General features: G+C 64.9%; 26 protein-coding genes. 7 read left to right on the plus strand and 19 right to left on the minus strand.

Annotation, left to right across the window (positions count from 1 at the left end; all coding sequences use genetic code 11):
- Window positions 1–193: 193 nt before the first annotated feature.
- The 11 genes from A3ES_RS0116015 to A3ES_RS0116065 all read right to left on the minus strand — a co-directional run bounded on the left by A3ES_RS0116015 (window position 194) and on the right by A3ES_RS0116065 (window position 8,051).
- On the minus strand, window positions 194–1,795 hold the full coding sequence (locus tag A3ES_RS0116015) for a DUF3987 domain-containing protein (protein WP_020387850.1): 1,602 nt from the start codon (window positions 1,793–1,795) through the stop codon (window positions 194–196).
- A gap of 67 nt (window positions 1,796–1,862) precedes the next feature.
- Complete coding sequence (locus A3ES_RS0116020; RefSeq protein WP_020387851.1) at window positions 1,863–2,747, minus strand: bifunctional DNA primase/polymerase; 885 nt, start codon at window positions 2,745–2,747, stop codon at window positions 1,863–1,865.
- Between the two features lie 92 nt (window positions 2,748–2,839).
- A complete protein-coding gene (locus A3ES_RS0116025; RefSeq protein ID WP_020387852.1) occupies window positions 2,840–3,019 on the minus strand; it encodes a hypothetical protein in 180 nt (59 codons plus the stop codon).
- 69 nt (window positions 3,020–3,088) lie between these two features.
- Window positions 3,089–3,349, minus strand: a complete 261-nt coding sequence (locus tag A3ES_RS0116030; protein ID WP_020387853.1) for a hypothetical protein — start codon at window positions 3,347–3,349, stop codon at window positions 3,089–3,091.
- Window positions 3,350–3,467: 118 nt separating this feature from the next.
- The gene (locus A3ES_RS47345) at window positions 3,468–5,789 is read right to left on the minus strand and encodes an FtsK/SpoIIIE domain-containing protein (protein ID WP_020387854.1); all 2,322 of its coding nucleotides are present in this window, start codon (window positions 5,787–5,789) and stop codon (window positions 3,468–3,470) included.
- A gap of 11 nt (window positions 5,790–5,800) precedes the next feature.
- Window positions 5,801–6,595 (minus strand): DUF2637 domain-containing protein, encoded by a 795-nt coding sequence (locus tag A3ES_RS51270; RefSeq protein WP_020387855.1) that lies wholly within the window; start codon window positions 6,593–6,595, stop codon window positions 5,801–5,803.
- A gap of 23 nt (window positions 6,596–6,618) precedes the next feature.
- Window positions 6,619–7,086 carry a DUF3307 domain-containing protein gene (locus A3ES_RS0116045; RefSeq protein WP_020387856.1) on the minus strand — a complete coding sequence of 156 codons (468 nt, stop codon included), beginning with the start codon at window positions 7,084–7,086 and terminating at the stop codon, window positions 6,619–6,621.
- Window positions 7,086–7,451, minus strand: a complete 366-nt coding sequence (locus A3ES_RS0116050; RefSeq protein ID WP_020387857.1) for a hypothetical protein — start codon at window positions 7,449–7,451, stop codon at window positions 7,086–7,088. The genes A3ES_RS0116045 and A3ES_RS0116050 overlap by 1 nt, the downstream gene beginning before the upstream one ends.
- Window positions 7,451–7,630 carry a hypothetical protein gene (locus A3ES_RS0116055; protein WP_020387858.1) on the minus strand — a complete coding sequence of 60 codons (180 nt, stop codon included), beginning with the start codon at window positions 7,628–7,630 and terminating at the stop codon, window positions 7,451–7,453. The genes A3ES_RS0116050 and A3ES_RS0116055 overlap by 1 nt, the downstream gene beginning before the upstream one ends.
- Window positions 7,630–7,851: a hypothetical protein gene (locus A3ES_RS0116060; protein WP_020387859.1), complete on the minus strand. Its 222-nt coding sequence runs from the start codon at window positions 7,849–7,851 to the stop codon at window positions 7,630–7,632. Before A3ES_RS0116060 ends, A3ES_RS0116055 begins: the two co-directional genes overlap by 1 nt.
- Window positions 7,848–8,051: a hypothetical protein gene (locus A3ES_RS0116065; RefSeq protein ID WP_020387860.1), complete on the minus strand. Its 204-nt coding sequence runs from the start codon at window positions 8,049–8,051 to the stop codon at window positions 7,848–7,850. Before A3ES_RS0116065 ends, A3ES_RS0116060 begins: the two co-directional genes overlap by 4 nt.
- Before the next feature lie 165 nt (window positions 8,052–8,216).
- Between A3ES_RS0116065 and A3ES_RS51275 the strand changes: the two genes are divergently transcribed.
- Together A3ES_RS51275 and A3ES_RS47360 are read left to right on the plus strand one after the other, a co-directional pair.
- Window positions 8,217–9,050, plus strand: a complete 834-nt coding sequence (locus A3ES_RS51275) for a GntR family transcriptional regulator (protein ID WP_020387861.1) — start codon at window positions 8,217–8,219, stop codon at window positions 9,048–9,050.
- Entirely contained in the window at window positions 9,047–9,622 is a 576-nt protein-coding gene (locus A3ES_RS47360) for a GNAT family N-acetyltransferase (RefSeq protein ID WP_020387862.1), read from the plus strand. Before A3ES_RS51275 ends, A3ES_RS47360 begins: the two co-directional genes overlap by 4 nt.
- 117 nt (window positions 9,623–9,739) lie before the next feature.
- On the opposite strand, the gene A3ES_RS54045 is transcribed toward A3ES_RS47360, so the two are convergent.
- Entirely contained in the window at window positions 9,740–10,582 is an 843-nt protein-coding gene (locus tag A3ES_RS54045; protein WP_157630546.1) for a hypothetical protein, read from the minus strand.
- 8 nt (window positions 10,583–10,590) lie between these two features.
- Window positions 10,591–11,973, minus strand: coding sequence for an AAA family ATPase (locus tag A3ES_RS52600; RefSeq protein WP_083933488.1), 1,383 nt, complete (start codon window positions 11,971–11,973; stop codon window positions 10,591–10,593).
- A 1,516-nt stretch (window positions 11,974–13,489) separates the two neighbouring features.
- Between A3ES_RS52600 and A3ES_RS0116095 the strand changes: the two genes are divergently transcribed.
- Complete coding sequence (locus tag A3ES_RS0116095) at window positions 13,490–13,708, plus strand: hypothetical protein (protein WP_020387866.1); 219 nt, start codon at window positions 13,490–13,492, stop codon at window positions 13,706–13,708.
- Between the two features lie 104 nt (window positions 13,709–13,812).
- Here the strand turns inward: A3ES_RS0116095 and A3ES_RS0116100 are convergent, their stop codons facing one another.
- Genes A3ES_RS0116100 through A3ES_RS0116110 form a run of 3 tightly spaced genes read right to left on the minus strand, consistent with a single transcriptional unit; the run spans window position 13,813 to window position 15,268 of the window.
- Window positions 13,813–14,283: an Imm1 family immunity protein gene (locus A3ES_RS0116100; protein WP_020387867.1), complete on the minus strand. Its 471-nt coding sequence runs from the start codon at window positions 14,281–14,283 to the stop codon at window positions 13,813–13,815.
- Window positions 14,283–15,002 (minus strand): DddA-like double-stranded DNA deaminase toxin, encoded by a 720-nt coding sequence (locus A3ES_RS0116105; RefSeq protein WP_020387868.1) that lies wholly within the window; start codon window positions 15,000–15,002, stop codon window positions 14,283–14,285. Before A3ES_RS0116105 ends, A3ES_RS0116100 begins: the two co-directional genes overlap by 1 nt.
- A gap of 5 nt (window positions 15,003–15,007) precedes the next feature.
- A complete protein-coding gene (locus A3ES_RS0116110; RefSeq protein ID WP_020387869.1) occupies window positions 15,008–15,268 on the minus strand; it encodes a hypothetical protein in 261 nt (86 codons plus the stop codon).
- Window positions 15,269–15,842: 574 nt separating this feature from the next.
- Here A3ES_RS0116110 and A3ES_RS47370 point away from each other — a divergent pair.
- Window positions 15,843–17,252, plus strand: a complete 1,410-nt coding sequence (locus A3ES_RS47370; protein ID WP_020387870.1) for a hypothetical protein — start codon at window positions 15,843–15,845, stop codon at window positions 17,250–17,252.
- A 21-nt stretch (window positions 17,253–17,273) separates the two neighbouring features.
- Window positions 17,274–17,717 carry a glycoside hydrolase family protein gene (locus A3ES_RS0116120; RefSeq protein WP_020387871.1) on the plus strand — a complete coding sequence of 148 codons (444 nt, stop codon included), beginning with the start codon at window positions 17,274–17,276 and terminating at the stop codon, window positions 17,715–17,717.
- 221 nt (window positions 17,718–17,938) lie between these two features.
- On the opposite strand, the gene A3ES_RS51280 is transcribed toward A3ES_RS0116120, so the two are convergent.
- Complete coding sequence (locus tag A3ES_RS51280) at window positions 17,939–18,505, minus strand: hypothetical protein (protein WP_020387872.1); 567 nt, start codon at window positions 18,503–18,505, stop codon at window positions 17,939–17,941.
- A gap of 123 nt (window positions 18,506–18,628) precedes the next feature.
- The gene (locus tag A3ES_RS47380; RefSeq protein ID WP_020387873.1) at window positions 18,629–19,426 is read right to left on the minus strand and encodes a RibD family protein; all 798 of its coding nucleotides are present in this window, start codon (window positions 19,424–19,426) and stop codon (window positions 18,629–18,631) included.
- A 189-nt stretch (window positions 19,427–19,615) separates the two neighbouring features.
- Between A3ES_RS47380 and A3ES_RS0116135 the strand changes: the two genes are divergently transcribed.
- Together A3ES_RS0116135 and A3ES_RS0116140 are read left to right on the plus strand one after the other, a co-directional pair.
- Window positions 19,616–21,850, plus strand: a complete 2,235-nt coding sequence (locus tag A3ES_RS0116135) for a penicillin acylase family protein (protein ID WP_202806520.1) — start codon at window positions 19,616–19,618, stop codon at window positions 21,848–21,850.
- 147 nt (window positions 21,851–21,997) lie between these two features.
- Window positions 21,998–22,603: a hypothetical protein gene (locus A3ES_RS0116140; protein ID WP_202806521.1), complete on the plus strand. Its 606-nt coding sequence runs from the start codon at window positions 21,998–22,000 to the stop codon at window positions 22,601–22,603.
- 531 nt (window positions 22,604–23,134) lie between these two features.
- On the opposite strand, the gene A3ES_RS0116145 is transcribed toward A3ES_RS0116140, so the two are convergent.
- Complete coding sequence (locus A3ES_RS0116145) at window positions 23,135–23,629, minus strand: hypothetical protein (protein ID WP_157630547.1); 495 nt, start codon at window positions 23,627–23,629, stop codon at window positions 23,135–23,137.
- Between the last annotated feature and the right edge of the window lie 75 nt (window positions 23,630–23,704).

Genomic DNA, 23,704 nt, shown 5'->3' on the forward strand with positions numbered 1-23,704 from the left:
TCTCGATTGATCAGCGCAGACGTTGGGTGTTCGTCGTGGCTCAGGGCCCGGAAGGCGTTGACACGTTGACAATGCGGCGCGTGCGGTGAAGTTCCCGCAGGTCAGGGCAGGGTCGGTGCCGTCAACGGGTTCCGTTGACAGGCGCTGACAGCCGTTGACAGCAGCGCTGGGTGTCAACGCCTGTCAGCGGACGTCAACGGGCCCTGTTGACGCTTTGGATAGGACTACGACCTGCGGAAACGTCGCTCACGATGTCGGCTGTCAACGCGTCAACGCTCCCGGAGGCTTCGGCCGCGCGGGGGTGGATCTCGTAGCGAGCGTCCGGCGTTCGGCGCACCCATCCGAGTGCGGTCAGCTCGTCCAGAACGGCGCCGACCTGTTCGGCCTTGGGAAGCTGCCGAGAGACGCGCCTGTGCAACTCGCGCTTGGTGAAGACGGTCATGTTCTTGGTGGTGAGCACGTCCAAGACGTAGCGGGCGGTCTCGATCGCGCTGTCACTGGAGATGGCGGTCAGGGCAACGCGGTAGTGCGCCACGAAGAATTCCGCGAGCCTCACAGCGCTAGCCATCTGATCGGCGGCGATCGGCCGGCGCCATGCTTCGGAGGGATGGTGAGCAACGTGCAACAGCCCGGCCAGGCGCAGGGTGGCGCCCGTCAGTTTGTTGCCCCACTCCCTGAATTCGTAGAGATCTCCGCTCGGCCGTAGCTGAGCCTCAACCGCGGTGGCGGCTTCCAAGCGAACTCGGGTGGCTTCGGGAGTGAAGACGACGACGGCGGGGTCTTCCCACTCGGCCAGCGTCACGGCCAGATCGTGAATGTTGGCCGCGTAGGCGGAAGCAACTGCCTCAGGGATCGGCGCCATCTCAACACCGCGATATCCGGCCAGGGAGCGAGGCAGCGCGAACAGGAACCGGGCAGGCAGACCACGCCCCGCCAGCTCGGCATTGCCCCCGAACTTCCGCAGTACGGACGGTTGAGCCATGACGCAAACCGTCAGAGCTGGCTTGTCGACCGAGACACCTTCTCTGGTCTGGCGTTCGTTCGACATGGGCTGACCGGCATGGCCCTTGAGATAGGGGTCGAGATTCGGGGCACCGGAGTAGCGGCCGGCCACGGTATCGAAGATGCCGCCTTCATCGCTGATGATCGCCATTCGCCCACCGTTGGCGGCCATCAATCCGATGAGCGCTTCCGGGGTCGCATCGTCCACGATCAGCCGGGGAAGGTTCGGCACAGTGACCGCTTCGGCTGCGAGTGCGGCGGCAACAGCAGCGTCGGAGGCGTCCACCCGCTGATCCGGGTCGGAGGTCTTGGCGGCTGCGGTCTTGGCTTGCTCGGCTTGACGCTCGGCGATGTCCTTCAAGGCAGCCGCTTCGGCGATCCGCGGACGCATCGCCTCCCCCAACGTGGACTGAGCAGCGAACAGCGGCCGCGTCATCGCTCGATGTACGGGGCTCTTCCGTTCGCCGGGACCAGCGATGACGGCGGCGAATACATTGACCGGTTCGCGCCACCCAGCCACGGGTTCTACCTCGAGGCGGCCACCGGCACAGGCCGACAGCACAGCGACGGCCAAAGTGCCGGCCATCGCGGGATCGGTCTGGGTGAACTGAGCAACCCCAGTCACCATGTCGGCCAGCCAACCGGGGAACACATCGACCGGAAACGGCGGCGGCGCGATGACCGGACCGTTCAACGGAACTGGAACATCCCAGAGTCGGCCGGTCTGATCCTGAGGACCGTCGTCGGCGACCGTCGTGAGTAGCTGAAGGTTCGGCACCTCGGCGGTACTCATACCTCGTGGCTCCTTCCGTGCAACCGGGGCGCGTGTCCCTGGGCGACTTGGCGTCGTGTGGTGAGCATCAGGCGGCTACCGTCCTTGGTCGCTTGGCTCCGGCCCGCAGGCCGGACGCGATGGTCTTGTGGGCTTGCCTTTCCGTGTGAGGCGGGTTCGCTGAGCAGGTGGCGGCTAGCTGGTGTTCCGCGGTGAGCAGTGCGGCGTACACATCGGCTTCGGCCAGAGCGCCGCCGGCGACCAGGCGCCCGAGGTTCTGTGCGGCGATGAACAGGGCGATGTTGTGTTGTCCGGCAGGCGCGTTGACGACGTGGTCGCATTCGGCACGCAGTGCAGCCGTCAGGTAGGTCGACCGCCGCGCGGCGTCGAGCTGGATGGGCGCGGCTTGGGCCATCGGTGCGGGCTTGAGAGCGTCTGTGAGCCACTGCGGCAACGGAGATGGGCTGATGCTGTGGGCAGTGCGGTAGCGGCGTCCAGCGGCGAGAGAACCGGCACCGACGACGTACCCACCGGCCGCGCGGGTGTCGATCAGCCAGCCCAGTCGAGCCTGTGTGTTACGCAGCTCGGTTCCTGTCGGGGCACTGAAGTACAGATGCTCGCCACCTCGCCCGGTGACCACGGTGTGTGTGTTCCAGGGATAGGCCTGCCCGGCCGATTCGGCGCGGTCGGCCAGCACGTCGGCGCCGCAGGTGATCCCCGGTCGCTGCCATGCCTCAGGCGGGGTCTGACGGGGCTTGGGCTGGTCCAGGTCGACCACCACTAGCCGAGACGGTCCGCAGGCGATGCCGACGCCGTACGGTCCGGCGGACCAGCACTTGTCGATCCGGGCCGGGTCGAGGGTGGCGCGGTTCTCCCAGTCCTCCACAGCCGGGCGCTTGTCGTCAGGGATGAGCGGGAACACGTGCCAGCCACGTTCGGCGGCTGTGTGTGCGGCGTTCAGCAGGTCGTTCACGTCGGTCTCCTTCGCGGGATTGGGTAGGTCCGGTGGGTGCGCGCGCCCGACTCGAACGGGCTCGGCTACCGGCTAGCGGCGCGCTGTCGGGGCTAGAAGAGGCTCAGCCGGTTCAGCCGACGTTCGGCCGTGTCAAGACGTTCAGCGGCCTGGCGGTAGGCGCCGGTCTCGTTGTTGGCGTCGAAGCGGCGAAACTCCTTGAGTGCCTCGCGGTACTCAGCTAGAGCCGCCTTGCGTTGCAGTCGACGGCTGGTCTTCGGGTTGTCTGGCATGGCCCTGCTCCGTTCGCGGAAAGGAATCTCGGGTCAAGCGGCGGATCTGCCTGAGTGCGGTGGCCGGCCTTATCGCCCGGCCCGTTCGCGGCCACGGAGCCGCATGTAGGCGCGGCGACCGATCCGGACGCGGGCGCCAGATCCTCCACAGCGCTTGCAGTCGCGCCAGTGGGCCCGACCGGGCGAGTGATGGCGACCGAGGCCGTCGCACTTGCGGCACTTGCCGAAGGGGTAGGCGGCACAGGCGAGGAAGTAGCCGGCGACCAGCAATCCGGCGACAACGACCAGGCTGAATGTGCTGCTAGCGCTAGCGGCGATGAGGGGGGTCATGGATGGCTCCTTGAGGCATGGCGGGGTCTGGCGTTCTGGCGGGTGCTAGAACGCTTGTTCGCAGGTCAGAGGGTGTTTTTGCCGCTAGCGCGGGTGCTAGGTCTAGCGGCCCTCGGTGCTAGCGGTCGGTCTCTTCTGCTTCGCTGCCGATCGAGTCGTTCGAGGTGGCCGGCCGGGGCGAGTCGACCGGGCGCGGCTGGTGCTTGGCGATGGCGCGGTCAAGGTCGTTGCGGGTGATGCCACGCCGGTTGGCGCCGACGCCGGTGTCTTCGTCCTTGCCCCACACCTGAACCGTCTTGACTCCGTACGGCGCGAGCGCCCCGGCGAGCTGGGCGGGCTCCCAGCCCTTGTACTGATCCGGCCGCAGGCCAGCGAGTCGGGCCACGAGGGTTTCGGACCAGACCTTGTCCTCTCCGCCCACAAGCACGGCGGCCACGTCGGCCAGCACCGAGGAAGCACGGGTGTTGTCGTCGGCCACCTGTTCGCCGATCGCGTGCCCTGTAAGGGTTCCTGCCGCGTCCCGCAAGGCGCGGGCGCGAGTCACGATCGCTTCAGCAGCCGGGCCGTCCACGTAGTACGTGCGAACGACCTGCGGGTCGTCGGACGCACCGGAGAGGTACCCGATGCCCTTGTCCTTCGGCGTGAGCGTTGTGGCACGCACGCCGTTGCGGTAGGCAGATGTCCCGAGAACCATGTCGTTTTCAAGCTGCCCGGTGACTCGCAGACAGAACCGGATGCCCACGTTCGCGCTGACGCCGGTCGGGAGCGACTTGGCATCTGGGCGCTGTGTGGCAAGCAGCAGGATCACGCCGAGGGCGCGGCCAAGCTTGATGATCGCGGTAGCCAGGTCTGCCGCTTCGGCGCCGTGATCGGGATGCGTGAACAGGTTCTGACACTCATCGATCGCCATCACGATCGGTCGCAAACCCTTGTTCCGCTTGGCGAGTTCGGCCGTGACTTTGTTCTCCGGGCACACATCCCGCGGCAGCCGCTTGATGATGTCCGCCCGCTTGCGGACCTCATCCCGCAGTGCCCGCAGGCCAATCAGCGCAGCCTCGGCCGACTCATCGTCGGCGCCGGACGAGTACCGCTCGCACACCGGCTCCAATGGCCCAAGGTCACCGGTCCCCTTCAACTCGTACAGCCACAGCCGGACCAGCGGGTCAAGCGCGGCGGCCAGTAGCGGACCGCGCAGAGCGAACGTCTTGCCAGCCCCAGGCATGGCGCCGATGAGGACGTTGTCGTACATAAGCGTCACGGTCGCGGGACGGCCACGCTGATCGGTCCCGAACGGGATCGGCTTGAAGATGTCAGCCGTGCCCTTCTTGGCCAGCGGCCACGGTGCAGGCTTAGCCTGCGACATGTCCCGGTCCCCGACCCAGAGCACGAGCCGTCCCGCGTGCTGATCGTGAGCCGGTTCCGGCCACACGCATCCGAGCGGGCGGCGAAGTCCCGACGCGACCCGGTCCCGTCGTTCGATGATGTCGACGGCGGTCACGCCGTACGGCAGATCAACGTCGGCCCGGAAGCCGGGACCGTCGCGGGTGATAGGCGCCGGGAACGAGATCCCATTTCCGCCCTTGGCGATGGCCTTGTTGATCTCGGCAATACCCAGCGCAGCCAGAGCGCGGACCACCATGTCGTCGGTCAACTTCGGGACCTTGCGTGTGACCACAGCACGTCCCGTCAGCGGTCGGTCAGCAGGTGCACCGATCTTGCCCAGCAACGCCAATACTCCCGCCATCGTCAGTCCCGGCAACCAGCCCGGTCCCGCCATCATCAACGCCAGTCCCGTCCCGGCAGCGGTCAGAGTCCCGGTCGCGAACAACGCAAGCCGGGTCCGCTGCCGCTCCGAGCGGAGCCGGGCCAGCCGCATGTACTCCGTAGCATCCGCGACCCTCACGGCTTCCTGCCGCAGCGGCGCCGCCTCGGCATCGGTCAACCACCGTGCGGTCGCAGCAATCACACGGCCAGCACCGCGCGGCGAGCGGGCCAAGAGAGTCCCGCCGTACAGGGGCAGGCGCATTGCGTGGAACGCGGCGTGATGTCCTGCGTACGACGCAGCCCACCGGGCGGCGGTCTTCGCCTCATCCTTGTCGCGGAGCCACACCGGGACCACCGCGCGTCGTTGCGCCTCGCGCTGCCAGGGCGCGACGTAGTCGGCGATCTCGCCCGGCATGTTCACCGGGACAACCGGAGCGTCGTCGTCTACGAGCTCGCCGTCAACCGCCTCACTCTCGCTCCCGGTCAACGGGACCTGGAACACCTTCGGTCCGGTTTCGGACTCAGTCCCGACTGACCGCGCGTCGTCGTCCCGGGACCGGAACAGCAACACCTCTCCCCCGTCCTGATCTTCAGTCCCGCTCGCGGTCCCGGAGAGCGCGTCATTCAGGTCTACCGGGATCTTGCCGTTGTTGTCGCGGTCCCGTCGCTTGTCCATCCAACTAGCCATCAGGCAGCCCTCCCGGTCGTCTCACCGATCACGGAAACTTCGCTGTTGCTCTCGCTGGTCGCCTCTGCCGGACTGGTAGCGGCCTGCCAGTCCCGGAGCCACCGGCGCCCGAGACTTCCGTCGACTCCCACCGACCGGGCAACCGCCGCACCGGACGGCTCCCGGCCCTCAGCACGCTCCCGCTCCCACCACTCCCGCGCCTCCGGCTCCCGACTCGGACGGGACTTGCCCGTCGTCGCCCGTGTCTTGGCCGGCATCTTCTTCCGCGGTGCAGGTGTCATGGGGCGAGGCTCGGTCAGCTCGGCGCCGGCCGAGTCCGGCAGGGTCTCAATCGCCTCCGCTTCGGTGTCGACATCGACAGGAAGACGCAGGCGGCGGAGCAGCCGCATCAGCAGCTCGTAGGAACCAACCAGCGCCAGCGGCGGCCACCCGGCGATAGCGATCTCAGCAGCTCGGGCAACCCAATCGTGGGCAACGTTCGCGGTCACAGAGACCAGCGACCCGACCACCACGAGCGCCCAGGCCAGCCAGTCGGCTTTCCGCCCCGAACGGGAGTCGGCCAGCAGCACCGCAGACGCCGCGATGAGTAGCCCGTCGACCGAGAGCGGGAACAGCAATGCCCGCCAGGACGGCTCGCCGTTCGCCAAAGCCCAGTCGTGCATGTGGCCGTACGAGATCGCGGCAGCAATACCCGCCACTCCCGTCACCACAGCGACGGTTGCCGCCAGCAACGTCCGCCGTTCCCACACGCTCGGCCCCGTGACCGTCGTGTCGGTATGCAAGGTGTCAGTCATCGAACTCACTCCCCTTTCTCGATCTAGATGAGCGCGGTCAGCAGCGCGGCGACGAACAGGCACAGAACATGGAATGACTGATCAAGGTGGAAGGCGCCGGTACCGACGCACGGGTTGTCGTTGTGTCGCTCACGCGGGACACCCAGCGCGGCGTACTCACGCTTCCCGACGATCCGGATCAGCGATGCGAGGGTGAATCTGCGGTCAGCCCAGTAGTGCGTTACTGCGCTGACGATCTGGCCCACTAGGAACCCGCCGGCACTGATTTCCAGGCCAAGCGGCAGCACCCAGATGATTGCGGTGAATGCTGCCGTGGTGACGGTGTAGGTGACGACGTGCCGTAGGCAAGCGAGCGAGCCAACGCGACTCCGCTTGCCCTTGTGCATCGCCTGATGGTGGGTCTGAATCCACTGATCACCGAGGTTGTGTGCAACCCACAGGGCAGCGAAGACAGCAGCGAAGGTGACGCCGGACGCGGTTTCGATGGTCATCAGTTCTTCCCCTCGGTGAGGCGACCGTTGTTGCCCTGCCCGCTGATCGCGGCCTGAGCCTCGGCGAACCGCTCGGCGGCCATGTAGACGTGGCGGGCGCCGTCGATCAGTGCTGCCTCGGCCAGCACCTGACTGGCTTTCGGGTCGCGGTTCGTGTCGTACACGTCGTACAGGTCCGGTGACCGCAGCAGCCCGACTCCGATCTGACCGGCCAACTGGTCCATGCGGTAGCCGATCTCAGCCATTCCGGCCAACAACTCGTAGGCCACCGGGGCTGGGACATCACGGAGTTGGGTGGCGTGATTCAGTGCCCGGATCGCTTCCGATGCGGTGCCAGCAAGCTCGACGGCAGCAGCGGCGTCCATTACGCCTCGCTCCGAAGGCGAGCGATCGGCGGGTGAGCGGCCAGCGCGTCGGCCAACTCGGCGATCGCGTCGGCAACCTCCGGCTTGTCCTGCTCCCAGAACTCGTGCGCCTGGGTGTACAGCGAGTCCAGGACGTCGTCCCACAGAAATCCGTCCAGGTTCGGCAGAAGTTCAGGCATTACGCGGCCCTCCGAAAGTCGATGCTGTGAATGGGGTCATTGGTGTGCCAGGTGCGCATGTGCTCGTCGGCGTCAGCACTTGCCAACGGCTGGGACCAGGTCCGGCCCGAGAACGGCGCCGGGTCCGGGTCGCACAGGCGGCAGCGCCACTTCCAGGCCCCGTCAGCGTCCTGCCAGACACGGCAGAACCGGTCGAGGCGCCAGGCGGTCAGCGCGGTCATGCCGACCACTCCTGGAGCTTCGGAAACAGCTCGTTGCCCCAGGTGGTGATCTGCTGGACCGCTTCCACACCGAGCGGGGTGGAAGCCAGGAACAGGCCGAACACGACCGAGAACACGACGATGCCAAGGTTCCAGCCGCCCCACTTCACGCCTAGGAACACGAACCCGGCCATCGCGATCACGAATGGAACTGTTTGCATCTGTAGTCACTCCCCAGTCAAGGCTTGGTCTGATCCATGTCAGCTTGGTCGGTACCAAACTCTCTTGGATGGAACCAAACCACAGAAAGTCACCGAACACAAGCCCTTGGTGCCAACCAACTTTGCTTGGTACCGTCCAACGGGGAGAGAGACAGGAGAGCACCGGTGAACAGCGCGACGCGATGGGAGAGCCTCTACGAGGACCTCCGCAGCCGCCTCGAACGACAGGAACTGAAGGCGGGTGATCGGCTGCCATCGGAGCGCGAGCTGATGGCGCAGACCGGCCTATCCCGCAACACTGTCCGCGCGGCAGTGAGCCGTCTGGAGCATGAGGGATTGATCGAAGATCTCGGCGGCAGCCGCGGGCGCGTCGTCAGTCAGCGCATGCGTATCTCGTTCGATATGTCCAAGTTCGAGCTCGGCGCCTATACCGACGACCCGGCCAACGGCAAAGACCAGTGGCTAGCCGGAGTCGAGGCAGCAGGCTGGACCGGTCGACAAATCGTGGTCGACGTGACCGAGCTGCCCGCCCCCGAGCAAGTCGCCGACTTCCTCCAGCTCGATGCACCCGGCACACCAGCCGTACGCCGTCGCCGCCTCCGGCTGGTCAGCAAACCCGGGGAAGGCATTCCGGAGCGGGTGGCGATGATCGCGGACACGTGGACCCCGCCGGATATCGCCTACAAGCTCATCGACGGCAGAGCCCCTCTGATGAACCCGGGCGACACCACCTTGCCGGGCGGCATCTACTACGCCCTGGGCTTTCGGCAGGTTCGGTTCATCGACAACATCGAAGTTCGGATGCCAACGGCCGAAGAGGCCGACCTGATGTCCCTGTCCCCCGGAACAGCAGTCGGCCAGCACGCACGAATCGGGATCGATGAAGCCGGCCGACGCGTCCGCGTCCTAATCCACATCTGGGCCGGTGACCGCCAGGTCATCACGTACGACCTTCCCGTCCCGGAACGGCGCCTGCCAACCAACGGAGATGCCCAGTGACGACCTACCACGTACGCGCGGCCGGTGAGGAAGACGTAGACGCCGTGGTCGGGCTTCGACGGCATGCGGAGGACTGGCTCAGGTCCGCAGGCATCGAGCAGTGGACAAGGAGCGACTACGGCGCACGAGTCGTCAAGGGCTGGATCGGCGCCGGTAGCACCTTTGTAGTCGAGACCGAGGACAACGAGATCATCGGCAGCTTGTCCCTCGACGCAGGCGACCCCACTTTCTGGACCGAGGAAGAGATGCGGGCACCTGCCCTCTACCTCTACAAGTTCATCATCCGATCCGACCACCGAGGTGCCGGCCTGGGCGACGTCCTCCTGGACTGGTCCTGCTACCGAACCGAGATGGCGGGCGGACTCTGGCTCCGCCTCGACTGCTGGCGCGACAACACCGGTCTCCACAAGTACTACTTAGACCGCGGGTTCCAGTACCTCACAACGCGCACCGATCCCGTACGCATGTCCGGCGCCCTCTTCGAAAGGCCGGCCGAACTACGCCTAGCAACCAACTGCCCGACCAAACTGATCGACTACACCCTTGGAGGCGAACCCTTCCCTCCACGCTAGATCCCCTGCGTTCTAGCCCGATCTACAGCCACGCCCGATCAGGCTGAATACGAACATCCCCGATCTTCCCAATGTCGCCAGGCGACATGGACCCCAGTAGTCCGACTGCCTGATCATCTACGCGCAGGTCCACGCAACCACGCCAAAGGTCTGCGCCCAATCTCGGACAGCAGCAAATACCACCGTCCTACTCCAGCACGCACAAGAGACGGCGGCCCTGAGCGCTCCCGCCAACACCTCATTGCCGACGTTCGCACCTCCCCACCTTCCGCGTATTAACGCACCAAGCGCTCCGACAAGATCATGCCCGCTGCAGAGAAGACGTCTATCACTCCACGGCGCAAGCGTCGCCTCCATATCGGCGACTGTCGGTGGGGTAACGCCGGCCGATGACCTCATCACACCCATCGCGAGTACAAACGAATGCAACGATCCAGCCTCGAATCCGTCTAATGCCCTATGCATTGGAAAGTTGCGAAGGAACAGTCCGACACTGTGCGTCACGGACAGGTACCGCAAAACCCCGACCGACAACGACAGGCGCGTTACTAGGTCTGCGGCGGAAATACTCCAGGTAGTTGAATACGCAGAATAGTCCGCATGGCTAGAGAAGTTGTAGGTAACACTCTTTATCATGTCAGGACAATGAAACATAACATCTGCGTCAATGTCGTAGAACTCTGTCAGAATAACGTTCGCAGTATATGTCTTATCAGCGCCAGTGAACCGGTCGAAGTCGGCGTCTACGATAGGCGCGATCGACGTGACTCCATTTGCATCCAACAAACCTGCAGCCTCGACCACAGACTTCTTTCCGTATCCGGGGTACGACTGAAGGTCAGTCTCATTGAGATGCGGGTCAACAACTCCGCAATCCTCGGAACACTCGACCAGCAGTACCAAGCGTTGATCGACTTTATGATGCATCATAACCGCATTGAATAGATCTACGCCCGTCAAGTGTTGCATCATGATTGTTCCAACTCAGCATCTAGTTCAACAGTCTGATTCCAAGACTTATGAATGATCTGAGGCGAATGGGTCGCGATCACAAATCGCAACGACGCCACCTTCGCAACCTTCGTTAGGTCTTGCAAGAATCTTTGCTGCCACACAACATGCAGCGAAATTTCCGGCTCGTCGATCATTACAATCGAGCCTGGAGGGACATTAAAAAGCAGGTCGTAAATCAGAATCAACTCATGCTGCTCACCTGACGAGAGCGCCTGCGGAGACAGGGTCCGTCCAGATCTCTCGGATCGAATCGTTAACCCAGATTGGGCATTTACGGAGATCTTCTTTCGGAGAAATCTGCTGTTTACAATTTCCTCAAGCAGAGTAATCTTGTTCAGAACATCATCGAAGCTTGCCAATTTCTTATCAGTATCGTCGAGATAGGTGCGCAAGACTCCCTGCTGCCAGCCCTCGATCTCCTGATCAGGCAATGGAAAGTCAGCCTGAGCTTCGATAAGACCTAGGGCCGCAAGCCTAGTTCGCCGATCATTCTGCGCAACATATCGGGCTCGGATCTCGCTCTCGTCAATACCTGGCACACTTGGCTGAATTAGGATGCGCCTAGGAAATGATCTATCAAGCTGTTGCGTAATACGCGAGTTCGTTGCCAAGGCTTGATTGAGGCGAACCTCCAAGTCCTGCGAGTATTCTGTTACCGTCGACGTAGTAGACGGCCTTGAGCTCACCGATCGACTAGGGCTTGGTTGCTGATACTTGCTTCTGGTGAGAAGTCGCTGGGTTTCAATTAAGTGACATTTCAACTCGTCGCAGAACCGCCGAATATCGTCGCTCACTTCTTCTATTTCATTTCGCCGAGCCGTCCCCTGAGCTATCGCCTGATATCTATTTCTAAGTGATCCATAGGAGACGACTTCACCATCAGACGTATCCTCCCAAAGGTCATCACCTACTTGATACCAGGTGGTGTGCCGGTCCAGCCAGGACGCAAAACGGACCTCCCCCTCCTTATCGAAGGGGATCGTGCAGGTACTGACCATCTGACCTTCTAGAGTGAGTGAAAATGTTAAGTCCGCTGGCTCCTCGACAGATGGATTATCGGAATAGCTCTCCGACCACAGAGTTTGCTCATTATGGTCGCCCCTGAATACAGATAGCCGCGAGCCGTCATCGAACTGCAGCGACAAGGAGGCAAAGGGTGCCGACCAGAGTCGATATAATTGGAGTGTAATCAGCGACCTGACCGATTCAAGGAGCCTGGTCTTCCCAACCCCATTTTGGCCGTACATGATTACGAACGTCCAGTCGGCAGGGAAAGGGATGCGGTGATTGAACTCTCCCAATAGACCACGGGTCTGGATCAGAGTCAGCTTACGCACATCGATGACCTTATCTTCAGATGTTAGATCTGAAGCAGAATATACACAGGCCCAGCGATTGGGGAATCCCCCGGAGGATACGAATCGACCACGAGCAGCTATCAAGGTGAAGCCAGCAACTCCCGCTCGTCTCAAGGGTCTCGTTGTCCCAGAGGTCTGCGACCACCCCGTTTACGCGGAACCGACGATGGTTGGAGCCGCGGGCGACGTGAGAGAAGATCTGCTTCCGACCTAGAAGAGGACCGCTTTGCGACGCCAGTCCAGTAAGTACGACATTCTGCTGCCCCGGCTTGACATTGGGGTGATCGAATCCAACAAACGCCGCATCATGAACGGGCGACGGCAGAACGGGGTGGCCAGATCCGAGCTTGGCCGGGACCTGCGGATTGGGGACGCATACCTCGTCAACGACGAGAGTCAGATCTCGCTTCGGCGTGCAGTCCACGCGCTGGCCGGCTACTTCAGGCATGAGTTCAGGTTTGACTTCAATCAGTACCCGGTCGAGAGCGACGACTCACGGGAAGCGTGGTTGGGGTAGCGGACGAGGGGACCAACCTTCGCGCCCTCGGAGCCGCGGTGTTCGACTTCGAGTCCATCCGTGTCGACCACCAGGGCAAAGAGCGTTGGAGGTCGGTCGCGACACTCAGCTTCGTTTGGATCCATCCGTACGAGCGCGGGGAAGGTCTCCTCGGTGCATCCTGGGACGGCTGGCAGGCTCGATATCCCGGATTTGAGATCGAGGAGCCTTGGTCGCCTTCTATGGAAGCATTCCTCCGGCGTCACCCGCATGTCTCGCACGACGGCACGTCCACGACGGAGGTCCTCGGCAGGCAGTTCGACTAGCGCACGCGCTGCGGTTCGAGCCGTCGTCTCCGTCGACGGCTCGAACGCCCGGAGGCTCGGAGGCCCATGGGATATCCCATGGCTTTGGACGGGAAGCGATGGGAGTTGTCGGGGGCGGGCCGCAAGCCTGATCGGGCATACGTGCAGGTCAGGAGGCATGTCGGGAACCAACGGGCATGATGGTGGCGTTTCTGGGGCGAATCCGCGGGTTGTCGGTTCGAGTCCGACGGGGCCTACTCACCACCCGGGAGTACTCCGCCCACGCAGGTTCCTCCGTCGCCGGCTCCCCACCCCCCAGCTACCTCGCTCCTCCGTCACTCGTCCGCTGCCGCGACGACAGGTGTATCGGGGCGCGGCAGTTGCCCATGGCTAGCTCGAGCCTGGCCTCGGTGGCACCGGGCTGTCCCGGGTGTGGGGGCGACCCTGTCACCGGAAGGAGCTGTATCTGACTAAGTCGACGACCAACGCGAGAAGGTCGACGAGATCCATAAGGACCGGCGGATCACGCCCGAGCCCGAGCCTGGGCTCGGCTGGTTCATCCCCGTGAGTGACCGCCAGAGCCCACTACTGCGTTCTCATTAGGGCACGCGCAGGGCACGAATTTCTGATCCGTAGGAGCCTGCAGGCGGTCATCGGTGGCCATCACAACGGACTGCAGCACACGGCGCGCTCGATGTCGCCAAACACCCCATGCAGCGCAGTCGAGCGCGTCGGTATCGGGATCGATATCGGTCTGCCGCTAATCAAGACCGCCGCCCGAGACACCTGCGCGGCTTCCAACTCCTCAGCGGGCGACGTACTTACCGTGACCGGCTGGGTATTGCAGGTCCTCGCCTGGGCACTCGCCACGCTCTTCATCGCCGGCTTCACCGGCGCAGTGCGCAAGACATGACCTAGGCGGGAAGTATGAGGTTGGCTTCGGCGGCGTTCTTGCGCGGGTGGATCGTCGAGCCATCCGCACGCTCGGCGGATGGTTGTCGCAGGCAACTAGGCCGGTCAGATCGGCACCTCTTCGGGCCAGGCGGTCCACTTGACGCCGTGCCAGCGGTCTCTGGCGTGCTCGCGGAAGTGGTTGACCGCGGCCTTCACGTGATCGAGCGGGATCTCCGAGTCGGGGGGCCAGGGGACGGGGTTGCCGAAGATCGTGTAGCTGACCTCATCGTCGGCGGCGTCGCCCGCGGCGTACCAGATGGTGTCTTCGTCGTAGTACTTGAGGCTGCCAACCTTGCCGTTTCGGTTCACGGCGAACATCAGGCTCTGGGGCGGGAGGCCGGTGTCTTCGTCCACCGGCGTGTCGAGCAGTCGGGCGTAGGCGGCGTGGCTGCCGTAGTCCTCGATCAATCCCGCGACGAACTGGTCGAGATCATCAGGGGTGGCGATCACCAGCAGATCATGACCGGTGGGCAGGAGCTTCTGCCCCGGTAGTGGGAGACCACCGTCGAAGGTGACTCCGATCGTGTTGGTCATCACTGATCCTCTCGTCCGATGAATGTGTGACGGAAGCCGGGCGCTACGACGGTCAACCTCGCGCCCGGCGGGAGTAAGTCTCTGAGGTAACGCTTGCAGCCGTAGGGGATGTCGCAGGGGATGTTGTTGATGACGATGGTCTCGTCGATCAGGCCCCGTTCGCGCATCGTCATGGCAAACTTCACCTCGACGTGGGACTCAATCGCCAGGCGGTGGTACGGCTTGGGGCCCAGCCCGCGATTGAAAATGAAGTCCCTCGCTTTCTGTTGGTACTCGTCGTGCCCGCTGACCAACTCAGGTGTGTCCGGGTCGCCGACGACTCGGAAGCCTCGAGTCTCGTCGTCCGGCCGTCGGGTAGGCAACTTGTCCAGAAGCTTCGACGCCGCATCATCGGGACCGTTGCTGTTGCCGCTGGCTGTGCCTCTCTGACCTGCCGGGCGCCGGTCGGCTGTGTGAAGTCCGCTGATCATCTGCTCGGCCCACGCCCCGGCCGCCGAAGGTGCCATCGCGGCAAAGTGCGCTGCCTCCTCGCAGGCCCGTGCGGCGGCATCGAGTTGCAGCGCAGCCATCCGCGCCGCTGGGTTGCTCGTCGAGTCGGCAACCCGCGACGCATTCTCTCGGCAACGTGCCGCTAGTCGCTGCAGGGAGGCCACCATGGTTGGGATCTGGTCGAGGCATTCGACCAGCGCCTGCGCGACGCGTTGCAGGTCGGAGGGCATTCGACCTAGATCTGGTTGGCGTAGCTCGCGCAGCCGGCCGAGGCGATCTCCAACGCCTCGATTGCCTGGCTGACGGCCCGCCCAGCCGCGTCCAGCACTTCGCTGATCTGCCGGTCCACGCCAGTTGCTGACCCGGCAATCAACGCCTGTACCTGGGCACTGCTCTGACCGAACCGATTCTGGAATCCGCCCAGACCTCCAGCTGCCTGCTTGGACTCCATCGACAGGTGATGTAGCTGCTCCTTCAACTGCGTGACGGCGGACATCGGCATCTCCTCGCTGGCGTTCTGGTCGTTGGTGGAACAGCGGGCGGGCGGCGCCCTCGCTCGAGTACGCCCGCCCACTGGCCTGAAGGAGCCTTCAGCCTCGGGAGGCCGAAAGTTCCAACTCTGGCTGACGAAACCGGCATCGACGGGCGATCACCTGCGCCAGCGCTGGATGTCGGATCCGTCAGTTCATAGCGCCGCGCGGCTGTACCGAGGCGGCCGTCGATCAGGAGCCGTGACAGGGACACAACGCAACTGCCGCTGCGGCAGCCCACAGATGCGGCGTTGGAGCACATCGACATAGGCCTGAGCCAACCCAGCCGGTCCGATGTGCTCCTCAACCAGGTGATCACCTAGCCAAAGCTGCACTCTCCACAGCTGCCGTACCTCGATCACCGGTTCCATATGGATCAGTGAATACTGGTGTGGCCGTCCCCAAAATGCAGCGACAGTGCGGTCCTGATGCATTGCTAGTGCAGTCCCGGCTCCATGACTTTGCGGAGGGTTTTACCAGGTGGACATAGTTGATCTGTGGACTGGTCGTCGAGCATCGGCCCTGCGAGCTTCGTTGCGGATGACGAATGAGGCATTCGCCGCTCATCTCGGCGCAGCGGTCCGCACCGTCGCCACCTGGGAAGCCAAGCCGGACATGGTGCTGTCCGCAGCAATGCAAGAGATCCTCGACAGCGCTCTCAAGGGCGCAGACGAGGACGTCCAGCGCCGTTTCGCGATGATCCTCAACGTCTCCGGAAGTCTCGATACCGAAGCGGCGCGCACGGCCGAGCGCACCCTTCACAGCACCGTGCGTCCCGCGCCGGAGGCAGCAGTTGAGGCTAGCCAGCAGAACTGGCGGCAGGTCCGGCAGTACCTGACCGAACAGGGCATCGACCTGGCTGCACGTACAGCCGATCTGTATGACGCCGAACTGCGCGTCGAGCACGTGCCCGCGCTCAGCACGCCGGCCTGGCTACCGCAGCGCCCTGTGCTCCTGGAAGATGTCAAGCTGCGCTGGAACGAGGCGTCGCCACAGCCTCGTCTGACCGGCAGCGAAGCAGAAGCTCGTACCGCGCTACCTCTAAGGGCACCTGGCCACGCGTTCACCCAGTACACCAGCGCGATCCGGTACCTCCGCCCGCCGGCACTCTTCGAGAACCGGAGCAGCTACCGCCTCCTGGATGTCGACTGGTCGAACGGCAAGGGAGCAATGACCTTCGGCCTGTCCACCTTCTTCAACAAACTCGATATTGGCGAGGTACTAGCCCACGAAGCCGGCGCAGCCGACGTCTCCGGCAATCTGAACTGGGCCCATCTGCCGTTCCGTTCCCTGCTCGGCGACTTGTTCGATCTGTCCAACCGTGCAGTCAACCCAGGTATCAGCACCCTCACGATCCGACGGGACATGACGACCGGTGACGGTAGCTTCTTCCTACTACGCCGCGACCCAACCCAAGTCACCAATGGCCGGCACTACAGCCTGCTACCCGCAGGCGAATTCCAACCTGCCAGCATCTCTCCCCAGAGCCTCCTCGTCGACCTCGACATCTGGCGCAACATGGTTCGCGAGTACGCCGAGGAGATGCTCGGTCAACCCGAGCACGACGGCAGCGGCGGCACCCCCGTCGATTACGAGGTCTGGCCCTTCTACCGAGACATGACAGCGGCCCGCAACGCCGGAACCATCCGGCCGTACGTTCTTGGCGTCATCCTCGACGCCCTCAGCCTCAACGCCTCAATCGCGACCGCCACAGTGATAGACGACCACATTTTCGACAACCTGTTCCGCGACCGAGTCGCCACGAACCCCGAAGGCGAGGTCGTCAGTTCTATCGGGAACAACAAGCCCATCCACGGCCTAACCTTCGACGAGGAAACCGTCACCCGCCTCACCACACAGGAACCCCTAGGCCAAACCAGCGCCGCCTGCCTCACCCTCGCCTGGAAACACCGAGCCACCATCCTCGGCGCTGGATCGTCGACCTCCTGATCCGAAAGAACCTGCACCCGCATGGTTCGGACATGGCCGACCTACGCCGGTGACCCGGTGGTTGGCGGGCCGCCGTTCATCGAGCCCGGTGCGTACCACCACATCGACGGTGGCCTGTACTCCGAGGGTGACGATGCGTGGCTCGTGCTGCACAACGACTTGTACGCGAAGTTCCGGGACGGCATGGAGGACATCGTCACGACGACGAACCTCCCTCGGTTCCAGCAAATGCCTTATACGCCAGAGCCTTATCTCGAAGGCGGTGTCGGTGCCGGCCACAACAACTTCTTCACGGATCGCAGCGGCCACCTGTGGGCAACCTTCTTCCGCAACCCGAACTTCGGCTACTGGTCCGCCCCCTCGCGCCTCCCCGACACCGCGGTAGCTGGCGTCGTCCGACTGGAATGGACCGGCCCGACACGCAACCGCCTGTACGTCCAACGCCGACGAGCCCTCAACGGCTGACCACCCCAGTACTACGCCCACGCACCTCCTCCGTCTGCGCTCCCCCCTCCCCGCCGCTCCTCAGTCGCGGCTCGCGGAGGGCTGCGCACGCACAACCCGGTACCGATGGCCCCGACGCGCCGAGGGAAGCGCTTGCCGACGGAGATGGGTATGCGCGGGCCTCCGGCCGCTCCCGGCAATGTGCCTACGGCCGGCATGCTGTGGCCCTCAGCGTCCGGCGGTCAGTCCTCCGGTCCGCTGGGGCCAAACGCCTCCTCGATCATCTCCGCATACTCGGCGTCGGTTGCGCCACGGTGGTCGCCGGTCGTCGGGTCCTGGACCAGCCACGGCTGGTACAGCGTGCCCTCGACCCACTTGGAGAACCAGTCAACGATCGTCATGTGCTGCGGGAACGTGCATGACACGCCGTCCGGGGCCGGGTTCGGGTCGTAGCCCCAGATCTGGCCGTCGGCGAGGTTGAGCTCACTGCTGATGGCGCAACCCCAGTCGCACAGAGTGAGGACACCGCCCTTGAGCCCGGTCAGCGTGTCCAGGCCGCCAGGGCGATGCCCGTCCCTGAGGCCGAGGAGACCGTAACCGGGGCCGAAGCCGCCGTTGCCGACCTCCAGGTAGAGCCGGCGCAGCAGCGATGGCAGTGCCCGGCCGGCCAGTTCCTCGGCCTCCGCGACTGCGGCAGGCGGCGCGGGTCGGAGCGGTGCCAACCGGCTGGCTGGAACCTCGTCGATGTACCCGCCGGCGGCGATCCGTCGGACCACCGCATCGAACACCTGGTCCTCTCTTGTCGACATGGCCCGCAGGGTAGCCGCACGGTGCGCGATTCATCCCGTCGGCCCGTCGTCGGGTGGACTCGCGCACCGCACTGAACTCGGCATGAGCGCGCTTCGCAGCATGGTCGGGCGGTCGTAGTCGTATCAACTGCTCGCCCAAGCTGTCGCAGGAGAGGGCAGCCTTTCGGTTGCGGCGTAGTGGAGGCGGACGGAGCCGCCGGTGTCGGTGTGGACCGAGAGCAACTGCAATCGGGTCGGAGGTTCGCCTACGGCGAGAGGCGGGCCGTCCATGATCGATGGTGTGCCGAGTCCGCCGATGAGGGCGGGCGCCAAGGTCAGGTGTAGTTCGTCGATCAGGCCTGCCCGCAACAACGCGCCGTTGAGGCCGCCGCCCGCGGTTGATAGGACGCATTTGACGCCGAGTTCGGTGCCCATCGCGGCTATCGCTTGGGCCAGGTCGACGCGCGCTTCGCCGACAACGAGGTAGCAGATGCGTTCCCGGCGGAGATAGCCGAGATAGTCGGCCGGTGTCGATCGTGCTACCAGGACCAGCGCGTCCCAGTTCTCGTGTTTCTCGGTCCAGCGCACTCTTCCGCGGCTGTCGACGACGGTGAACCACATGTGCGGCGGCGACGGTTGTCTGGTGATGTCCGGCGGAAGGAAGTGCTGGTAGAGCTCGGCGGTGTCACCGTCGTAGGCGGGCAGTTCTTCCGGAACCGCGTCCTCGGTCACCAGGCTGCCGCTGCCCTCCAGGATGGCATTGCACCCGTACTGCTGTCTGAGCACCTCGATGACGTCGATCGACACTGAATCGGCGGCCCGCGGCGTCATCGATTCCCACAGCTCCGAACTCGGCTGCCGCATCAAGAGCGCGTCTCTGGTGAGCGCGACCTTCCCGTCGACGCTGGCCCCCACGCTGACCACCACCCGCGGTCGCTGCATCACAGCTCCTCTGGCTCGCCGGACACTCAGATCTACCAGCGGCCACCGACAAAAGCGCGCCGGCCACCTTCACGACGCCCAGTCAGCAACCTTCCGACGATTCGGAGTACACGCCAAATGTTGCCCTCGCCACGGTCCGCACCTAGCGTTCTGGTGGCGGTCAGGGTCCCCGAGAGAGCGGAGTACCTCGTGAACCACGTGCAGAATCCAGGGCCGAGTCGGCGGCACGTACTGGGTGGAGCGGCCGGGCTGGCTGCGGGGGCCGCCACTGGGTTGCCATCCGGTACTACGGCCGCCGCTGCACCTAGCCCCGAGCTTGCACGGTGGCGTCGGCAGGCGGCGCGGGTACGGATCACCCGCGACGACTGGGGTGTCGCGCACGTGACCGGCCGGACCGATGCCGATGCGGTGTTCGGGATGATGTACGCCCAGGCCGAGGACGACTTCAACCGGATCGAGAACAACTACCTGGTCAGCCTCGGTCGCCTCGCCGAGGCCCAGGGCGAGAGCGCGATCTGGCAGGACCTGCGGCAGCGGCTGTTCGTTGACCACGAGGTACTGAAACGCGAACACGCGAAGAGCCCTCGGTGGCTGCGCGAACTGATGCAGGCATGGGCTGACGGGCTGAACTTCTACCTCGCGACTCACCCCGAGGTGCGTCCGCGCGTACTCCGGCGGTTCGAGCCGTGGATGCCGCTGAGCTTCTCCGAAGGCAGCATCGGCGGCGACATCGAGCGCGTACCGCTCAGCCAGCTCGAAGCCTTCTACGGGCTGCGCGACGTACCGATGACCGATGCGGAACGCGGCCTGCTGTTCAGCGAGCCCAAGGGCTCGAACGGTTTCGCGATCGCGCCGAGCCACACGCGGGACGGCCGTGCGCTGCTGCTGATCAACCCGCACACCAGCTTCTTCTTCCGCGCCGAGCTGCACGTGACCAGCGACGAGGGGCTCGACGTCTACGGCGCCGCGACCTGGGGGCAGTTCTTCATCTACCAGGGCTTCAACGCGAACGCGGGCTGGATGCATACCTCGAGCGGTGTGGACAACGTCGACGAGTTCGCCGAGACGATCGTGACCGGAGCCGACGGCCGTCGCGCCTACCGGTACGGCGACGAGCTGCGGCCGGTCACGACGAAGACGATCACGCTGTCGTACCGGACGGCCGACGGCGAACTGGCGCAGCGCGGATTCACCACCTTCGCCACGCACCACGGACCGATCGTGCGCGAGGCGGACGGCAAGTGGATCGCGTTCGCCTTGATGAACCGGCCACTCGCGGCGCTGCAGCAGAGCTTCCTGCGCACCAAGGCGCGGGACTATGCGAGCTTCCTCAAGGTGGCCGGGTTCAAGGCCAACAGCTCGAACAACACCCTGTTCGCGGACTCGAAGGGCGAAATCGCCTTCCTGGTACCGCAGTTCATGCCCGTCCGCGACGACCGCTTCAACTACCGCAAACCCGTCGACGGCAGCGATCCGGCGACGGACTGGCGCGGGGAGCACAGCCTGCGGAGTCTGCCTCAGGCGGTGAATCCGAAGAACGGCTGGGCGTTCAACACGAACAACTGGCCCTGGACCGCTGCAGGCGCGGACAGCCCCGATGCCGCCGACTACCCCCGGTACTTCGACCAGGCCGGCGAGAATCCGCGCGGCCCGCAGGCGATCCGGGTACTGACCGCGCGGAACGACTTCACCCCGCGAACCCTGATCGACGCGGCGTTCGATCGCTATCTCACCGCATTCGCACGACTCGTACCGGGACTGGTCGCGGCGTGGGACAAGCTGCCCGAGCGGGACCCGGACAAGGCGCGGCTCGCCGGCCCGATCCGCCTTCTCCGCCGCTGGGACTTTCGCTGGAGCGCGGATTCGACCGCGACGTCGCTGTCCGTCTTCTGGGGCGAGGCGCTTTGGGCGCCCCTGGCCCAGGCGGCGAGGGACGCGGGGATGTCGATGTGGGACTACCTGGCCGAGCGGGCCACCGACGCGCAACGACTCACCGCGCTCCGGGAGGCGGCCGACCGGCTGACGCAGGACTTCGGCAGCTGGCAGGTGCCCTGGGGCGAGATCAACCGCTTCCAGCGCAACGACGGCGCGATCGTCCAGACGTTCGACGACACCAAGCCGAGTGTTCCGGTCCCGTTCACATCCGCGCAGTGGGGCTCGCTCGCCTCCTTCGGCGCCCGCCGCTACCCCGGGACCAAGCGGTACTACGGCACCAGCGGCAACAGCTTCGTCGCCGTCGTCGAGTTCGGCCGCAAACTCCGCGCCTGGGCAGTAACGGCCGGCGGCGTGAGCGGCGACCCTGCCTCGCCTCACTTCAACGACCAGGCCAGGCGCTACGCATCCGGCAACCTCCGGCCGGTCTACTTCTACCCGCAGGACCTCAAGGGGCACATCGAACGCAGCTACCGCCCAGGCAGCACCTGAGTACTACGCCCCACGCACCTCCGTCGGCGCTCCCACCCACCCCAGTCCGCCGCTCCTCCGTCGCGGCTCGCTGTCGCGCGCGGTTCGGCTGTCGGCGGGGGTCTCATCGCGTGAGGTCGCGCAGCGCGCAGCGGAACGCAGTACCAGTTGGCGGCGCGCTGGAAATGGTTCGAGGACGTTGGGTCGCGGTTTGATCGTCCATGGGCGCTGGATACTCGGTGGGTGTCCTACTTCGATATTGAGGGTTACCGACCGGAGTGGCTCAACGGCCGCCACGCGGTCGCTGCCGCCCACGGTCGGCGGCTTGGTGCGCTGGTCGGATGTCGGCTCGACCGCGTCTGGCTGGTCTGGGACCGCGGGGCCGACGAGTGGTTTGCCGATGGCCCGGTTCTGTTCGACTTCGGCGGCGAACAAGTGGAGGTCAACCACCAGAAGTTCAGCGACCTGTCCATCACCTGGAACACTGTTGATCCCGTCGGGCAGGCGACCTGGTCGAATGGCGACGACGATGCCCCGTACACCTTTCATTTGGGTTGGCGGCATGACGCCCTGCCCGAGTTGGCGGTCCTCGAGGGCCAGCGGCTGACAGCTGTCGAGCTGCTCGAATGGGCTGGTGGGGACGTCGCCGACGGCATGGTCGCGGTCAGTTTCGTCTTCGCCGACGAACGGGTGACGATCAGCAACGCGCTCGATGAGAACGCCCTTGAATTGGGAACTCCGCACCAGAGCTACAGAAGGCATCCGCTCCATTGATCACGACGTCCGGCTGGAGTACTGGCCGAGTTCGCACGTCGCGGGCTGAAATCGCCCCCTCCTTTGACCACCCCGGCCCACCTTGGGCACCGGCCACGCGCCCAACCCGCCGAACGGCGCCCAGCCCGTGCCCAAAGTAGGTCACCCCTCGCAGGGCTGGCGAGGAAAATGTCCCTGGACCGGGGCAAGATCCGCCCCGGGGTCCAGCGAGAATCCTCCCCAACTCCAACCGCGCCCACATCCACGGATGGGTCAGACGAGCCCTTTACTCCGCGCAGGCAGGGTGCGGATCAGGGCCGGCTACCTCGTACACCACACCGCTGGACTTGACCGTGTGGGCTGCACTCCTGGTGCACGCACCTCGCCCTCCGGAGCGGGCGACCCTGCCAGAAGGCGGCGGCGCGCCTGACCGCGAGGCGCGACGGAGGAGCGCCGGGTAAGGGGTGGGTGGGAGCGCCGACGGAGGAGGCGCGTGGGCGTAGTACCCGGTGCTCCTCCGTCGAGCGGTGCTGGCAGATCAGGCCCGTGGGGTCAGCGGTTCGGGTTCCATTTCCAGGCGCTGGCGGCGTTGTCGTTCGGGGAGGTGTTGCAGCCGTCGCGGCCTTCGCATTCGCGGAGGATCACTCGTACTGCGCCCACTGTCTGAGTGTCGTAGAAGCGATAGTCGCCGTGGCCGACGTCGCCGTCGCTGCAGCCCGACGTGTCCGCGATGGGGGTGCGCTTCCAGACGCTGAACGAGTTGCCGAGGCGCGTCTGGTACCAGATGTACGCACCAGCGCCATCGCCGCCGCTGAGGCAGATGTCGGCCACCCGGGCAACGTGGACCGTGAACGACTTGGCTCCATGCCAGGCGACCCTGCCGCCCGCCTCCGCATGCCCCGCGAACTCGCCACCGTTCATCGTCCTGATGGCGTATCCCGGCCCTTCCGGTACCTCCGGAACGTCGGCCGCCGTGGCGACCGGCACGCCCGCAACCAGGCCGGACAGACCCATGGCTCCGGCTGCCAGCAAAGACGCAATCCTCATCATTTCCTCCAGATGGATGATTCGCGCCGGGGTGGTCCCGGCTGGATGAGCATGCAGCCGCCGTACCGGCCTGAT

It is taken from the genome of Kribbella catacumbae DSM 19601 (assembly GCF_000372465.1).
Taxonomy (GTDB): Bacteria; Actinomycetota; Actinomycetes; order Propionibacteriales; family Kribbellaceae; genus Kribbella; species Kribbella catacumbae.

Bases quoted from the DNA above. Each gene is read 5' to 3' on its own strand.
- A3ES_RS0116015 (WP_020387850.1), bottom strand. From the start codon at position 1,795: ATGAGTACCGCCGAGGTGCCGAACCTTCAGCTACTCACGACGGTCGCC.
- A3ES_RS0116025 (WP_020387852.1), bottom strand. From the start codon at position 3,019: ATGCCAGACAACCCGAAGACCAGCCGTCGACTGCAACGCAAGGCGGCT.
- A3ES_RS0116030 (WP_020387853.1), bottom strand. From the start codon at position 3,349: ATGACCCCCCTCATCGCCGCTAGCGCTAGCAGCACATTCAGCCTGGTC.
- A3ES_RS47345 (WP_020387854.1), bottom strand. From the start codon at position 5,789: ATGGACAAGCGACGGGACCGCGACAACAACGGCAAGATCCCGGTAGAC.
- A3ES_RS51270 (WP_020387855.1), bottom strand. From the start codon at position 6,595: ATGACTGACACCTTGCATACCGACACGACGGTCACGGGGCCGAGCGTG.
- A3ES_RS0116045 (WP_020387856.1), bottom strand. From the start codon at position 7,086: ATGACCATCGAAACCGCGTCCGGCGTCACCTTCGCTGCTGTCTTCGCT.
- A3ES_RS0116050 (WP_020387857.1), bottom strand. From the start codon at position 7,451: ATGGACGCCGCTGCTGCCGTCGAGCTTGCTGGCACCGCATCGGAAGCG.
- A3ES_RS0116055 (WP_020387858.1), bottom strand. From the start codon at position 7,630: ATGCCTGAACTTCTGCCGAACCTGGACGGATTTCTGTGGGACGACGTC.
- A3ES_RS0116060 (WP_020387859.1), bottom strand. From the start codon at position 7,851: ATGACCGCGCTGACCGCCTGGCGCCTCGACCGGTTCTGCCGTGTCTGG.
- A3ES_RS0116065 (WP_020387860.1), bottom strand. From the start codon at position 8,051: ATGCAAACAGTTCCATTCGTGATCGCGATGGCCGGGTTCGTGTTCCTA.
- A3ES_RS0116095 (WP_020387866.1), top strand. From the start codon at position 13,490: ATGTCGCCAAACACCCCATGCAGCGCAGTCGAGCGCGTCGGTATCGGG.
- A3ES_RS0116100 (WP_020387867.1), bottom strand. From the start codon at position 14,283: ATGACCAACACGATCGGAGTCACCTTCGACGGTGGTCTCCCACTACCG.
- A3ES_RS0116105 (WP_020387868.1), bottom strand. From the start codon at position 15,002: ATGCCCTCCGACCTGCAACGCGTCGCGCAGGCGCTGGTCGAATGCCTC.
- A3ES_RS0116110 (WP_020387869.1), bottom strand. From the start codon at position 15,268: ATGTCCGCCGTCACGCAGTTGAAGGAGCAGCTACATCACCTGTCGATG.
- A3ES_RS47370 (WP_020387870.1), top strand. From the start codon at position 15,843: ATGACGAATGAGGCATTCGCCGCTCATCTCGGCGCAGCGGTCCGCACC.
- A3ES_RS0116120 (WP_020387871.1), top strand. From the start codon at position 17,274: ATGGTTCGGACATGGCCGACCTACGCCGGTGACCCGGTGGTTGGCGGG.
- A3ES_RS51280 (WP_020387872.1), bottom strand. From the start codon at position 18,505: ATGTCGACAAGAGAGGACCAGGTGTTCGATGCGGTGGTCCGACGGATC.
- A3ES_RS47380 (WP_020387873.1), bottom strand. From the start codon at position 19,426: ATGCAGCGACCGCGGGTGGTGGTCAGCGTGGGGGCCAGCGTCGACGGG.
- A3ES_RS0116145 (WP_157630547.1), bottom strand. From the start codon at position 23,629: ATGAGGATTGCGTCTTTGCTGGCAGCCGGAGCCATGGGTCTGTCCGGC.